Below are 14532 nucleotides of genomic sequence, written 5' to 3'. Positions count from 1 at the left end.
GCAAGCTCTGGGTCTACCCCGGCGACGGCTACGGCGCGGTCGACATCGACCGCCGGGTGGAGATCCTCCTGCCGTCCAACGCGCCCAGCCCCGCCGCCCTCACCCAGATCGTCTCGGCGGGCGACGCCACCGGGGACGGCCGCACGGACTTCTTCGCCACCGTGGGCGAGGAGATCTGGGCCTTCACCGGCTACCACGGCGCCACCGTCGACAAGGCGATCCGGCTGTCCTCCACCCCCTGGGCCGACCGCGACATCGTCACCGCCGCCGACATCAGCGGCGACGGGGTGACCGACCTGGTCTACCGCAGCGACGCCTCCGGCCGACTGCTCCTGCGCAAGGGCATCAAGGCCGCCGGCGGCGGAACCGACCTCACCTCCCTGGCCTCCGCCGCCAACTCCGCCGACGGCGTCGACGCCGTCTACGGCGCCTCCGGCTGGGGCAGCTCCAACATCTACCTGCTCATCGGCACCCCCGACGCCAACGGCGACGCCATCCCCGACATCTGGACCGCGCGCACCGACGGAACCGTACGCTTCTACGCCGGCGGCAGGACCGTCCTGTCCGGATCCGGCACCGAGATCATCGGAACCGCGAGCTACTGGAAGACCCGCATCGCCATCGGCTGAGGCACCGGGTCACGAGCGAGGGGCCGACCACGGGAAGTGTTTCCCGGGGGAGGCCCCACGCCGCCACCCCACGGGGAAGAGTGCGCCCGCGGGGGTTGCCCGTCGGCAACGCGTCGTGCAGTTGGTTTTGACCTGTCCACACACTGTGGGGGATCGCTCGGCCACGGGAGTGCGCCCAGTGCCGGGGAAAATCCGAACGTGACCCGTCAGCGGCGTCGGCGGGTGTTGAGTTGGGTGGCCTGGCCTGTCAGGTGGGCGCGCTCGGCGATGTCGGGTGCCTTGTGGACCGCCTCGGTGTACAGCCACGCCATCACCGCGGCTTGGCGGCACATTTGCGCTGACCGTTGGTTGGGGGCGAGTTCTCACAGCTCAGTGGGGTGCCGGCAGAGCTCTCCGGTCACAGCGCTGTTGCCCGTTTTGTTCTCGGCCCTCCTTCAGTGCACCGGACCCGTTCTGGTACGCGGTTGCCGCGTCGGGCGGACGGCTTGTCGCAACCCCGCGAGGGCGGTTCGGCGGTGCATGTCATTCATTACTGGCAGTCATCGTTCGCGTTGGTCGTTGACGCGGTCAGGTGTTCGTACGGGCAGGTTCCTCACAGTCCTGCACCCGACGTAATCTCCCGGTGCTGGTTCGGTGCTGGCTTCAAAGGGTCAGACTCGGCAAGTGCGCAGGTCGCAGCTCTGGGCGGATGAGTTGTCGTACCACTCGATGGTGGTGCCGATGAGGGACGCGGCGACGATGCGCTTGAGGTTGGCGGGGGTCGGTGGAGCGGTTGCTGGGGAGGCCATGTGCGCCACTTCCTCGTGTGCGGTGGGGACGGGTACGTGTCGGCACACCGTAGAAATACGCAGGTCAGGCGCACATGTGGCGGGACACCATAGTTCGGGGACTGGGTATGCGCGCGGCCACCATGCTGACTCCCGTGCCGGTTCGGGCGGGGCGGAGTCCCTGCCCCGCCCGGTCTCGTCGCCGCACGCCCCGTACCGCTTCTCGCTGCCGGACCCCGTCCGCCTTTCGAAGCCGAAACGGCCGCACCGGCCACCGGAAGTCCACCGGTGGATACGTCCGCTGTGCGCGTTGAGCGTATCGGTGTCCGGTTATCGCCGGTCCGCGGTAAATGCCTGGACCGGGGACCTCTCCCGACGGGAGACTGCCGACTTCCGAACCTCCGGGAGTGTGATGGGGACAACAGATACGCGAGGACCGACGCCGGGCAGGAGCGCGGTCGTTCTGGCGCTGCGCCGCTACGGCCGGGAACTGCTGCGACTACGACTGCTGGCCCTGCCCGCGCTGCTGCTGCCGGCCGTGGGCAACATCGGCATCCGCTACGTCGCCCCCCTGCTGATCGCCAAACTGGCGGGGCAGGCCGCCGACGACGGTGGTCTCACCCTCGCCTCGGCACTGCCGTACGTGCTGGGCTTCGGCGCGGTGCTGCTGCTCGCCGAGACCGTGTGGCGGATCGGGCAGCACTGCCTGAACCGTGTGGACGCCCTCGGCATGGAGCACCTGTACGTGAGCGGCATGGACGAACTCCTCGCCCAGGACGCGGCGTTCTTCCACGACAACTTCGCCGGCTCCCTGACCAAACGGGTGTTGAGCTTCGGCAAGCGCTTCGAGGACTTCGTCGACACGGTGACGTACCGGATCGTGGGCAGCCTCGTCCCCCTGGTGTTCGGTGCCGTGGTGCTGTGGAGCTACGAACCGATGCTCGTCGCCGGCCTCCTGGTGATGATCGGGCTGACCGTGGTGGCCGCGACGCCCCTGATCCGGCGTCGGCAGAGGCTCGTCAACGACCGTGAGGCGGCGATCGCCCGGGTCTCCGGCCATGTCGCCGACAGCCTCATGAACATGGAGACCATCCGGGCGTTCGCGGCCGAGCGGCGGGAGGCCCAGGAGCACCGCAGTCGTGTCGCGGACTCCCGGCGCCTGACACTGAAGTCGTGGGACTACGGCAATCTGCGCGTCGACGTCCTGGTCGCCCCCATGTCCGTGCTGACCAACGTGCTGGGCCTGTTGGTCGCCGTCGCCTTCGGAGGCCCGGGACAGGGAGTGGAGGAGATCGTCGTCGCTTTCACCTACTACTCCAACGCGACCCAGATCATGTTCGAGTTCAACCAGATCTACCGGCGTCTGGAGAGCTCGATGACCGAGGCCGCACAGTTCACGGAGCTGCTGCTGGACCCGCCCACCGTGCTCGACCCGGTGGAACCCGAACCGCTCGCACCGCGGGACACCGGTATCCGCTTCGAGGCGGTGACGTTCGCCCACACCGGTGCGAAGCCGATCTTCCAGGGCCTCGACCTGGACGTGCCCGCAGGCGCACGGATCGGCCTGGTCGGCAGGTCCGGCGGCGGCAAGACCACACTCACCCGGCTTCTGCTGCGGATGTCGGACATCGACGGCGGACGCGTCCTGATCGGCGGTCAGGACATCAGCCGGCTGCGCCAGGCCGACCTGCGCTCACTGATCGCCTACGTCCCGCAGGAACCCGCGATGTTCCACCGCAGTCTGCGGGACAACATCGCCTTCGCCCGGCCCGGCGCCACCGACGAGGAGATCCACGCGGCGGCCGTGGCCGCACACGTCACGGAGTTCGCCGATCAACTCCCGGACGGCTTCGCCACCTTGGTGGGGGAAAGGGGAGTGAAACTCTCGGGCGGTCAGCGTCAGCGCGTCGCCCTCGCCAGGGCCGTCCTCCGCGACGCCCCGATCCTGCTGCTCGACGAGGCGACCAGCGCGCTGGACTCGGAGAGCGAACTCCTCGTCCAGGACGCCTTGTGGCGGCTGATGGACGGACGTACGGCCCTCGTGGTCGCCCACCGCCTGAGCACCGTCGCCGGCATGGACCGTCTTGTCGTCCTCGACCGCGGAAGCGTCGTCGAACAGGGGACCCACAAGGAGCTGCTCGCGACGAACGGCGCCTACGCCAAGCTGTGGCGGCACCAGTCGGGCGGCTTCCTCGGCGAGAGCACCGAGAGCACCGAGAGCACCGAGAACACCGAATCCGTCCCCGGACACCCGGTGCTCGGCGGGGACCACAGGACGTCGTCGCACGTCCGTACGAGCACCGGGTCCACATGACGAGCAGGTTTCCGGCCATCCTTGACCGCCGGTGGTGTCACGCCGACGAGATCCGGACCGCACTCCATGGCAAGGATGGCCGCGCTCCCCGCCGGGGACCGAGTCGTCCGTGCTCGGCACGGTGAAGCGGCGACACCCGAGTGAGCTCGTGCCTGTACGGATGCCCCGCCGGCTCGCGCCGGCCTGCGTCCCTGGGGCTCTCCTCCGGGTGGACGGCCACGCCGATATCCCCGGAGTCCGCACTCCTGTTGACAGGATGTCACACCACTCCCATCATGGGAGCGCTCCCACCAGTGTGATCCGCCGCGCGCCGCCCGTGCACGACCGCACCGCATCCACGCACCGTTTCCCGTGCCACCGGCGCGGAACGTCCTGCTGCCGCACCGGCACTCCGCCTGTCCGGCCGCACGGTCCGGCACACGCCGCCCCGTCCGTGCCGCCGGACCCCGAGGGAGGATCCCCCATGTCCTTACCGCAGAGACCCGGCCGGCCGGCCGGTACCGGCACCCGTCACCTCGTACGCACCGCCGCCGCCCTGACCGCCGCGCTCGCCCTGCTGTCCCCGCTGGACACCGCCGGTGCCGCGCCGGCCGCCGCGCCCGATACCTCCGCCGCGGACGTCGACGTCCGGGTCAACACGCAGGCATCGCTGGGCCGTATGTCCGACACCGCGCGCGGGGTCAACACGGCCGTCTGGGACTCGCACATGAACGATCCCGAGGTCGCCGACCTGATGAAGGCGGCCGACGTCGGGGCGATGCGCTACCCCGGCGGCTCGTACGCGGACATCTACCACTGGGAGACGCACACGGCACCCGGCGGATACGTCGCCCCCGGCACCGGCTTCGACGCCTTCATGGGCACCGTCCGCGCCACCGGCGCCCAGCCGATCCTGATCGCCAACTACGGCTCCGGCACGCCCGAGGAGGCGGCCGGCTGGGTCCGGTACGCCAACGTCACCAAGGACTACGACGCGAAGTACTGGGAGATCGGCAACGAGATCTACGGCAACGGCCACTACGGCAGCGGCTGGGAGCACGACGAGCACGAGGACAAGAGCCCCCGGGAGTACGCCCGTCAGGTCCGCGCCTACGCCGAGGCCATGAAGGCAGTCGACCCCACCGTCAGGATCGGCGCGGTCCTCACCACCCCGGGCGAGTGGCCGGACGGCATCGTCGCCGAGGGCGATCCCGGCGACTGGAACCACACCGTGCTCTCCGAAGTCACCGACGTCATCGACTTCGTGAGCGTCCACTGGTACGCGGGCGGCGCCGACACCACCGCCGAGGACGCCATGGCGAGGCTGGCCAGGCTGCCCGGCGAACTGCGCGAGGTCCGCAGCCAGCTCGACCGGTACGCGGGCGCCGACTCGCCGCGCATCGGCATCGCCCTCACCGAGATCAACACCAACACCGGCGGCGCCATGCTGACCGCCCGCCCCAACGGCCTGTTCGCCGCGGATGCGTATCTGACGGCCCTGGAGAACGGTGTCTTCACCGTCGACTGGTGGAACACCCACAACGGTGCGGGGCGGATCACCACCGTCGACGGCGAGACGGACTACGGCGACATGGGGATGCTCTCCAGCGGCGCCTGCACCGGTGACGTCTGCGAGCCGGCGCCCAACACACCGTTCCACCCCTACTACGGCATGAAGATGACCAGTGAACTGGGCACGGCCGGCGACACCCTGGTCGCCGCCGCGTCCTCCGCGCAGGACGTCTCCGCCCACGCCGTGCACCGTCGCGACGGACGGCTGAGCGTCCTGCTCATCAACAAGGACCCGGACGCCGCACGGACCGTGGCCCTCGACTACGAGGGCTTCGTCCCGTCCGCCGCCGCACCCGAGGTCAGCCGTTACGCGCGCGGCGACAGCGACATCACCGACGGTACGGCGTCCGTCTCCCGGGCCACCGTGCCACCGTACGGAATGCTCACGCTCACCCTCACCCCGCAGCCCGGCACCGGGCCGGGGGCCTCCGACGCCGGGGCCCCGGGGACACCGCGGCTGGAAGCGGTGACCGACACCACCGCGAGCCTGTCCTGGGAGGGCGCGGCGGGCGCCACCCGCTACCTGGTCCAGGAGCGCGACGGCGCGCACACCTACGTGGTGGGCGAGACCACCGGCACGTCCGTGACCCTGCGGAACCTGCCCCCGGGCAGCACCCACACGGTCAACGTGCTGGCGGCCGACGCCTCGGGCCGGCGCTCCGCCCCGTCCACTCCGCTGACCTTCACCACCGGCACTCCGCCGGACGCCCCCTGCGCGGTGACCTATCACCGCGACACGAGCTGGGGCAACGGCTTCGTGGCCACGGTCACCCTCCGGAACCTCTCGGACACCCCGATCACCGGCTGGACCGTGGACTGGGACTGGCCGACCGACCGCCAGTCGGTGTCCTCCGGCTGGAACGCCACGTTCCACCAGACGGGCGCGCATGTACGGGTGACGGCTCCCGAGGGTGCCGGGGCGCTGGCCCCGGACGGCGGGTCGACGGCCTCGTTCGGCTTCGTCGGCGCCAACGACGGGCCCAACCCGCAGCCGACGGTCTTCCGCCTCAACGGCGCCGTCTGCTCGGGCGGCTGACGCCAGGCCCGCCCGGGACCGGTGGCAGGGTGACCTGCTCCCGGGCGGGCCGGTCTCCTCGCAGGGGGTCGAGAGCGCACGGCCATCCGGCCGCCACCCGCGTGGCGCGCCCGGCGCGCATGGTGTGGCCTGGGACGTGCGGGACGGTCCACCCACGGAGGAGACACGGAGCATGTTCGGTCAGGCGCAGGCGTTCAGCGGTTTCTCGGTCGACGACCTCGGCGAGGCCCGCCGGTTCTACGGCGGGACTCTGGGCCTCCAGGTGGAGGAGAGCGGGCAGGGGGACATGCGGGTGCTGGCTCTCACGCTCGGCAGCGGTGCGCGGGTCTTCGTCTACCCGAAGGAGACGCACACCCCCGCGACGTTCACGATCCTCAACTTCCCCGTCGACGACATCGTGGCCGCCGTCGCCGAACTGGAGCGGCGCGGCGTCACCCTGGAGCGCTACGCGGAATTCGACCACGACGAGAAGGGCGTCGTCCGGGTCGGCGGCGACGGCCCCGCGGCGATCGCGTGGTTCACCGACCCGGCCGGGAACGTCCTCGCCGTGCTCCAGGAGAACTGACCGAGGGCCGTCGAGCGGTACGGCACGGACCGTCCGCCCCTTCTCTTCGGCCATGGATCACCTGCTCCTCCCGCTGCTGTCGGACCGGCGCGGACGGCCCGACGGCGCCTGCGGGGCGGCCGGCCGTTGTGACGGAAGCACCGGAATCAGGTGTTCCGTCGCGGGGTGACAGGTCCGTTCCGGCGGGCCGCGTCCACCTGCACCGTCGAATGCGTTTTCGGCCTTCGCGCACTGTATGGCTAATATCAGGCCACCAACCGCTACTGTCTGGCGCGTTCTCGTCACAGGTGCGGCTGGCCAGTGACGAGGAGGGTGTCCTGCGGGTGAGCGGATCGAACAGGGACGGGCGGCGCGGAGGGAACAGCGCGCGGGCCGGCCGCCGACGGAAGGGCGCGACGGACAGGCAGCCGTGGGCGGCCGGCGAACGGCGTCTGCCGCTGCGCACGGTGCTGCTGGTGCTGCTGCTCGTACCGAGCGTGGCGCTGGTCGCGCTGTGGGGCCTGGCCACGTACGAACTGGGCAACGAGTACCGGGTGCAGGCCGCCCAGCACGACCTGAAGACGACCGTGGGCCCGCGCAACGCGGCCCTGTTCAACGCCCTGCAGCGGGAGCGACGGCTGACCCAGGAGGCGCTGGCCGCGCCCGAGGCGTCCCGGACCGCCCTGATCCGGCAGCGCGCGGACACCGACCGCGCCCTGCGCGCCTTCGAACCGCTGACCTCCGCGGACACCAGCGACGGCCAGCAGGGCCTGGCCGCCGCGATCTCCCGGACCGTGCGGGTGGCCGACAGGCTCGCGCAGGAGCGCCGCGCGGTGGACGCCGGGACCGCCGACGAGGAGCGGGCGTTCACCTACTACACCGAGGCCATCGCGGCCGGCACCGAGGTCTTCGCGGCGATCTCCCGCGGCGCCAACGGTGAGGTGACCGGCCTGTCGCAGGTCCTGTTCGACCTGAACGGGGCCGTGGACATGATCAATCGCGAGGACGCGGTGCTGGCTCGGAACTGGCCCTCGGGCCGGCTGTCCGACGAGGACCACGACCTGGTCACCGACGCCGTCGGCACCCACGAGTACCTGCTCAAGTCGCGCGTGGCACCGAACCTCGACGCCGAGGAGAGCCGGCTCTACACGGCGATGACCAAGAGCGGGGAATGGCGGACGCGGGTCGCGCTGGAGGAACGGCTGCAGGCCTCCGGCGGTGAGGGCGTCGCGCTGTCCCCGGCCCGCGCCAAGGAGTGGCGGGCCGCGGCGGACGCCTCGATCGCCCGTCTCGAGGAACTCATCGGCGTGCACAGCCAGGTCTCCGACGCCGCCGGCGCCACCGCCGTGCGGGAGCTGAAGCTGTACCTGTACTCCGTCGCGGCCCTCGGCCTGTTCGCCGTCGTCCTGGTCGTGCTGATGACCTGGCGACTGACCACGGTCCTGCGCCGGCGCGTCCTCGCCGTACACGGTCAGGCGCAGGACCTGGAACAGCGGCTGCCGCAGGTGGTCACCCGGCTCGAACGGGGCGAGGACGTGAACGTGGACGCCGAGGTCCCGGAACTGTCCCCGGCCTCGGACGAGTTCGGCGAGCTGAGCCGGGCGCTGAACCTGGCCAGCCGCACCGCGGTGCACACCGCGGTGCGCCAGGCGGAGCAGCACCGCGGCTTCGAGCGGCTGTTGCAGCGCATCGCGCGCCGCACCCAGCTCCTGATCGGCCTGCAGCTGAAGAAGCTGGACGAGCTGGAGCGCCGGCACGAGGACCCGCAGCTGCTGGAAGGCCTGTTCGACCTGGACCACCTCACCGCCCGGCTGCGCCGCTACGAGGAGAACCTGGTGATCCTCGCGGGCGGCCAGCCCCGGCGCCGCTGGCGCAAGCCGGTGCCGCTGCTGGACGTCCTGCGCGCCGCGCAGGGCGAGGTCCAGGACTACCGGCGCATCGAGATCGACGTCGAGGGCCGGCCGTGGATCTCCGAGCGGGCGGTGGGGCCGCTGATCCACATCCTGGCCGAGCTGATGGAGAACGCGACCGCGTTCTCCAAGCCGCCGGCTCCGGTCGAGATCAAGGCGGCACCGGTCAGCCGGGGTGTCGCGGTGGAGATAGAGGACCGCGGACTGGGCATGGAGGCCGAGCAGTACGAGGCCGTCAACGCCCTGATGCAGGCGCCCCCGCAGATGGACGTGATGACCCGCGCCGACGACGTGCGCCTGGGCCTGTACGTGGTGGCCCGCCTGTCGGCGAGCCTGGGCCTGCAGGTGGAACTGCGGCCCTCGGCGTTCGGTGGCACCCGCGTCATCGTCCTCGTCCCGCAGGACCTCGTGGCCGAGCGGCCCCGATCGGTGCCGGACGCGGCCGACGGCCCGGCACCGAAGGACGCCGGCACCCCCTTCCCCCCGCCGCGCCGGCATGCCGATCCCCGTCCCGCGGACGGCTCGGCCGACCTGCCGGTACGGTCGCGGGGGCAGGCGATGGCCGACGTCACCGCACCGGCGCCGGCCCCCGCATCGCCGGCCCCCGCCGGTCCGCCGGCCCCGCAGACCGGGCCCGCGCCCCTGCCCCGCCGGACGCGTCAGGCCAGCCTGGTGGCCGAGCTGCGCGCGCCGGCTCCGCAGGACCCCCCGGTCTCCCAGGCCCCGTCCAGTGCCCCGGCCCGCTCCGGCGCCACCATCGGCGCCTTCCAGCGGCAGTCCCGCAAGAACCGCGCCGCTGGCGCGCGGCCGTCCGCGCCCGGCACCGACCAGTCCGAACCGCCCACGAGGGAAGACCGAGGATGACTCAGCGAACCACCGCCACCGACGCAGACCTGGACTGGCTCCTCGACGGACTGGTCGACCAGGTCGCCGGTACCCGGCATGCCATCGTGCTGTCCGACGACGGCCTGGTGATCAGCCGCTCCAAGACCGTCGAACGCTCCGACGCCGAGCGGCTGGCCGCGATCGCCACCGGTCAGCAGAGCCTGGCCCGTGGCGTCGGACAGCTCTTCCAGGGCGGTCCGGTCCACCAGGTCATCGTCGAGATGGCCGACCTGTGGCTGTTCGTCACCGCGGCCGGCCGGGGCACCCACCTGGCCGTGGTCGCCTCCCAGGAGGTCGACGCCGAAGTGATGGCGGTCGCCATGCACACCCTGGTCCAGCAGGTGGGCCAGAAGCTGGGCACCGACGAACGCACCCCGGGGTCCGACCCGTCCCCGCCCGCCGGCCCCGGGGCCGGCGAGTGAGGCACTGGACGGAGGACCTGGAGGACGACGCGGACGAACCGCTGGTCCGCCCCTACACCATCACCGGCGGCCGCACCACCGCCGGCCGTGACGACCTGACCCTGATCACTCTGATCACGGTACGGACCACGTCCGGTACGGACACCGCGGCCGGCCGGCCCGCACTGCAGCCGGAACACCGCACCGTCCTGCGCCTGTGCGCGCGCAGGCCCGTCGCGGTGGCCGAGATCGCCGCCGAGCTGGACCTGCCGGTGTCGGTGACCAAGATCCTCATCGGCGACCTGATCGACGCCGGCCGGGTACGGGCCCGGCCGCCCCTGGCCTTCGCGCACAACGGCACCCTCCCCGACATGACGATCCTTGAGGCGGTGAGAGATGGGCTCCGCGGGCTCTGATCCGGCACAGACGGCCCAGGCCGTGAAGATCCTGATCGCCGGCGGCTTCGGCGTGGGCAAGACCACCCTGGTCGGCGCGGTCAGCGAGGTCGCCCCCCTGCACACCGAGGAGTACCTGACCCGGGCCAGCGTCGGCGTGGACGACCTGGTCGGCATCGACGCCAAGACCACCACCACCGTCGCCCTGGACTTCGGGCGCATCACCGTCAGTGACGAACTGGTGGTCTACCTGTTCGGGACCCCCGGCCAGGAACGCTTCTGGTTCATGTGGAACGACCTGGTGCTCGGAGCCCTGGGAGCAGTGGTACTGGTCGACACCCGCCGCCTGGAGGTCAGTTTCGCCTCCATCGACTTCTTCGAGAGCCGCGGTGTCCCGTTCGTCGTCGCGGTCAACTGCTTCCACAACGTCCGCGACCGCACGCCTGAGGAAGTCCGCACCGCCCTGGACCTGGACCCGCAGGTTCCCCTGGTGATGTGCGACGCACGTGAGCGGACCGACGGCAGGGACGTCCTGCTCACCCTGATCGAACACCTCATGACCCGCCGCTCCGCGACCCAGCCGGCCATGTGATCCCTGGAGCGCGGTCGCCACCCCGCTCACCGCCGACGCGGACGTGGCCGACCGCGGAGGCCGCGTACCTCGCGGCCCGTGACGTCCGTGATCCGGCGGGTGCCGGACTCCTTGCCGCCCGCGTCGTCGTCGCCGTCACCGCAGCCGGTCAGGAGCAGCGCTCCCGCCACGACGGCTGCGGCGGAAGCCAGGACGGTTCTGCGGGGGCACGTACGGGGGACATGTGAGCGGGACTCCTCGGAAGGTCTCGGACGGTCGGGGAGGGGACAGGGAGGGAGAAGGGGCATGCGGCCGGACCTGGCGGGTTACGGGGTGCCCCGGCGTTGGTGCGGGCCGGGGGTGTTCGCGCGGCCTGGCGTTCGCGGGGTGCCTCCCCCACTCTCGGCTTCTCCCCCACTCTCGGCTTCTCCCCCACTCTCGGCTTCGCTCGAGCGGGAGGGACCCCCATGAGCGGGAGGGACCCCCATGAGCGGGAGGAACCCCCATGAGCGGGAGGTGCCCCCACCGCCCACCCGTGCCGCCCTGGGGGCACCTTCCAGGCCCTTAAGGCACTGGGGGAGGCACGACTGCCCGCGGGGCCGGCGGGGCCGGCGGCGCCTACCTGGCGTGGCTGCTGCGCGGGGAGCGCCGCGGCGCCCGGCTGTGAACCGCCTGGACACCCCCCGCCGTGCCGGCCGCGGCAGCCCCGGTCAGCCGGTGGGCGCGAGCCTGGCCGTGGCCCCTCCCAGCGCCGCCGAGAACTGGTCCGTGACCTGCGCCAGGGCCTCGGCGGCGCCCGGCGCGACGACCGTCGCCCCGTCCTCGTCGACGGTGATGTCCCGGTCGAGGGTGAACCAGCCGGGGACGATGTGCAGCGCGCCCATGGAGTTGAGTACGGGACGCAGCGCGTAGTCGATGGCCAGGACATGGGCCGTACTGCCCCCTGTGGCCAGCGGGAACACCGTCTTGCCCGCCAGGGCGTACTGCGGGAGCAGGTCCAGCAGGGACTTCAGCAGGCCCGAGTAGGCGGCCTTGTACACCGGAGTGCCGATCACCACACCGTCCGCCTGGGCGAACAGGGCCGTGGCGGCGGTGATCGCCGGATGCCGGAAGTCGGCGCCCAGGAGTGCTTCGGCCGGGAGGGTGCGTACGTCGAGCGGTGTCACGTCGTGCCCGTGCAGCCGCAGCCGGTCGTCGAGATGGCGCAGCAGTCGCGCGGTGCGTGAGCCGGTGGAGGGGCTTCCGGAGACGGACAGGATGGAGGCCATGGGCGGACCTTTCGTGATCGATGTTCGGGAGGGGAGGCCGGGCCGGGGGAGTGCTCCGGCGTTCACCAGGTGCTCGACTCCACCGAGACCACCGGCACCAGCCTGTTGCGCAGCGTCTCCAGGAAGGCGACGGTCTCGGCGGCCACCGAGCGGTGGTTCACGTCGTTGAGGACGTCGTGGCGGGCGCCCCGGACCACCGAAAGGCGGGCCCGGGACTGGTACTTGGCCGTACGGGTGAGGGCGTCGCGGTCCGCGAGCCGGTCCGCGTCGCCGACGAGGAACAGGGCCGGGACGGACAGGTCCGCGTCGTAGGCGGCGGTGAGCAGGGCGTCGGGGACCGCTTCACCGAGCGAACCCCGCCGGACCCGGGAGTCGTCGCTCAGCGTGCCCCGGTGCGCGGGGCAGGAGGTGCGTACGTCGAGCTCCTCGTCCCACGAGCCGACCGCGGTGGACGTGGCGCCCGGGAGGCCGGCGAGCACGACGGCGTCCGCCCGCCGCCCGGCGCCGTCCCGGCCGAGGAGCGCGGCCAGGGCGGCGGCGCCCGCGTCGGCCCCGACCAGCACCACGGGTTCGACGACACCGCCGTCGGCGGCCGTGCCGTCGACCGCGTCGGCCAGTGCGGCCCCGAAGCGGGCGAGCGCAGCGTCGGTGCCGGACGCTCCGAGGTCCGGGGCGTCGATCACGCGCACCCGGTACGCGTCGGCGGCGAGCCGCCCGGCGAACCGCCCGTAGGTCGCGCGGGTCTCGCCCCGCCCGGGCACCACGACGATCGTGCCGCGGGTGCGCAGGCCCTCGGGGGCGTGGTGGTCGGTGTACTCGGTCATGCGGGGCTCCTGGGCGTGTCCACGGTCGTGACGTCCCCGGCGCGGAAGCCGGGGCGGGGTTCCTCGGTGGTCATGGAAGGCCTGCTCAGCCGTTCACCGGACGGCGTTCGAGGGTGTGGCGGTTGACCGGGACCGGCAGGCCGAGGTTGCCGCGCAGGGTGTCGGCCTCGTACGCGGTGCGGAACAGGTCCCGCTTCTGCAGGATCGGCACCACGCCGTCGACGAAGAGGTCGAGCTCGTCCTGGGTGCGGAAGGCCAGGTTGATGCCGTCGAAGGCGCCGGCGTCGAACCACCGCTCGATCGTGTCGGCCACGGTCTCCGGCGCACCGACGAAGGGCGACCGGCGGAACTCGGCCATCGACTGCGCCACTTGGCGCAGCGTCAGCTTCTCCTCCCGCGCCCGCTCGATGATCTTCGCGGCGCCCGTGCGGCCCCCCTTCTCGGCGAGGTGGGCGACGTCCGGGAACGGGGCGTCCAGGTCGTGCGCGCTGAAGTCGTAGGCGCCGAAGGAGCGGCCGAGCAGCGCCAGATGACGGTCGAAGTCGTTGTCCTCCTCGAAGATCTCCCGCTCCCGGCGCCGGGCCGCCTCATCGGTGGCGGCGACGACGGGACCCCCGTGGATGAAGATCTTGATGTGGTCGGGGTCCCGGCCGTACGCGGCGGTCCGCTGCTTGACGTCGGCGTAGTACTCCTGGGCCTGCTCCAGCGACCCGCCCGGCGCGTAGACGCCCTCGGCGACCCGCGCGGCCAGGTCGCGTCCCTCCTCGGACACCCCGGCCTGGAAGACGACCGGCTGCCCTTGCGCGGAGCGCGAGATGTTCAGCGGTCCCGCGACCTTGAAGTGCTCGCCCTCGTGGTTCAGTTCGTGCAGCCTGGACGGGTCGAGGAAGACGTTGCGGGCCACGTCCGCCGGGAAGGCGTCGTCCTCGTAGGAGTCCCACAGCCCGCGGGCGACCTCGACGAACTCCAGGGCACGGCCGTACCGGGTGGTGTAGTCGAGGTGCTCGTCAAGACCGAAGTTGCGCGAGGTGCCGGTGTCGAAGCTGGTCACGACGTTCCAGCCGGCCCGGCCGCCGCTGATGTGGTCCAGCGAGGCGAAGCGGCGGGCCAGGTTGAAGGGCGAGTTGTACGTCGAACTCGCCGTGCCCACCAGGCCGATGTGCCGGGTGTGGGTGGCGACCGCCGACAGCAGGGTGAGCGGCTCCAGCCGGTTGAGGTAGTGCGACGGGTAGGTGGCGTTGATGAACTGGCTGTCGACGATGAACAGCGCGTCGAACAGGGCGTGTTCGGCGGCCCGGGCCTGCCGGATGTAGTAGTTGATGTCGATGCTCGCGTTCTTCGCGACGCGGGGGTCCTTCCACAGGCCGTGCTGGCCGGGGCCGCCGACGCCGTAGGGGTGCAGGGCGAGATGGATCTTGCGGGGCATGGTTGTTCCTG

At 71.9% G+C, this 14532-nt stretch carries 13 protein-coding genes; 8 read left to right on the top strand and 5 right to left on the bottom strand.

Translation table 11 applies throughout. From position 1 onward, the window contains the following. Nucleotides 1-629, top strand: a 629-nt coding sequence (locus ACFV5H_RS29870) for an FG-GAP repeat domain-containing protein (protein ID WP_385198083.1), incomplete at its 5' end; no start/stop codon positions are given. 206 nt (nucleotides 630-835) lie between these two features. On the opposite strand, the gene ACFV5H_RS29865 is transcribed toward ACFV5H_RS29870, so the two are convergent. Both ACFV5H_RS29865 and ACFV5H_RS29860 read right to left on the bottom strand, forming a co-directional pair. Then, complete coding sequence (locus ACFV5H_RS29865) at nucleotides 836-961, bottom strand: hypothetical protein (protein WP_385051193.1); 126 nt, start codon at nucleotides 959-961, stop codon at nucleotides 836-838. 318 nt (nucleotides 962-1279) lie between these two features. Further along, nucleotides 1280-1417 carry a hypothetical protein gene (locus tag ACFV5H_RS29860; protein WP_385051315.1) on the bottom strand — a complete coding sequence of 46 codons (138 nt, stop codon included), beginning with the start codon at nucleotides 1415-1417 and terminating at the stop codon, nucleotides 1280-1282. Nucleotides 1418-1808: 391 nt separating this feature from the next. Between ACFV5H_RS29860 and ACFV5H_RS29855 the strand changes: the two genes are divergently transcribed. The 7 genes from ACFV5H_RS29855 to ACFV5H_RS29825 all read left to right on the top strand — a co-directional run bounded on the left by ACFV5H_RS29855 (nucleotide 1809) and on the right by ACFV5H_RS29825 (nucleotide 11024). Next, nucleotides 1809-3710, top strand: coding sequence for an ABC transporter ATP-binding protein (locus ACFV5H_RS29855; protein WP_385198081.1), 1902 nt, complete (start codon nucleotides 1809-1811; stop codon nucleotides 3708-3710). 463 nt (nucleotides 3711-4173) lie between these two features. After that, the gene (locus ACFV5H_RS29850; protein ID WP_385198080.1) at nucleotides 4174-6297 is read left to right on the top strand and encodes a cellulose binding domain-containing protein; all 2124 of its coding nucleotides are present in this window, start codon (nucleotides 4174-4176) and stop codon (nucleotides 6295-6297) included. Nucleotides 6298-6469: 172 nt separating this feature from the next. Beyond that, entirely contained in the window at nucleotides 6470-6862 is a 393-nt protein-coding gene (locus ACFV5H_RS29845) for a VOC family protein (protein ID WP_385051199.1), read from the top strand. Nucleotides 6863-7185: 323 nt separating this feature from the next. Next, entirely contained in the window at nucleotides 7186-9615 is a 2430-nt protein-coding gene (locus ACFV5H_RS29840; RefSeq protein WP_385051201.1) for a nitrate- and nitrite sensing domain-containing protein, read from the top strand. Continuing rightward, nucleotides 9612-10058: a roadblock/LC7 domain-containing protein gene (locus ACFV5H_RS29835; protein ID WP_385051203.1), complete on the top strand. Its 447-nt coding sequence runs from the start codon at nucleotides 9612-9614 to the stop codon at nucleotides 10056-10058. Before ACFV5H_RS29840 ends, ACFV5H_RS29835 begins: the two co-directional genes overlap by 4 nt. Beyond that, nucleotides 10055-10453 (top strand): DUF742 domain-containing protein, encoded by a 399-nt coding sequence (locus tag ACFV5H_RS29830; protein ID WP_385051205.1) that lies wholly within the window; start codon nucleotides 10055-10057, stop codon nucleotides 10451-10453. Before ACFV5H_RS29835 ends, ACFV5H_RS29830 begins: the two co-directional genes overlap by 4 nt. Continuing rightward, nucleotides 10434-11024 (top strand): ATP/GTP-binding protein, encoded by a 591-nt coding sequence (locus tag ACFV5H_RS29825; RefSeq protein WP_385051208.1) that lies wholly within the window; start codon nucleotides 10434-10436, stop codon nucleotides 11022-11024. The genes ACFV5H_RS29830 and ACFV5H_RS29825 overlap by 20 nt, the downstream gene beginning before the upstream one ends. A 689-nt stretch (nucleotides 11025-11713) precedes the next feature. Here ACFV5H_RS29825 and ssuE read toward each other — a convergent pair. The 3 genes from ssuE to ACFV5H_RS29810 form a co-directional block, all read right to left on the bottom strand. Continuing rightward, nucleotides 11714-12271, bottom strand: a complete 558-nt coding sequence (gene ssuE, locus ACFV5H_RS29820; RefSeq protein ID WP_385051210.1) for an NADPH-dependent FMN reductase — start codon at nucleotides 12269-12271, stop codon at nucleotides 11714-11716. 62 nt (nucleotides 12272-12333) lie between these two features. Then, entirely contained in the window at nucleotides 12334-13095 is a 762-nt protein-coding gene (locus tag ACFV5H_RS29815; RefSeq protein ID WP_385198079.1) for an alpha/beta hydrolase, read from the bottom strand. Nucleotides 13096-13180: 85 nt separating this feature from the next. Then, complete coding sequence (locus tag ACFV5H_RS29810; protein WP_385051213.1) at nucleotides 13181-14521, bottom strand: LLM class flavin-dependent oxidoreductase; 1341 nt, start codon at nucleotides 14519-14521, stop codon at nucleotides 13181-13183. Between the last annotated feature and the right edge of the window lie 11 nt (nucleotides 14522-14532).

It is taken from the genome of Streptomyces sp. NPDC059787, assembly GCF_042732315.1.
In the GTDB taxonomy this organism is placed as follows: domain Bacteria; phylum Actinomycetota; class Actinomycetes; order Streptomycetales; family Streptomycetaceae; genus Streptomyces; species Streptomyces atrovirens.
Note: the sequence above shows the minus strand (reverse complement) of the source record. Positions and strands in the feature narration are given on the sequence as shown.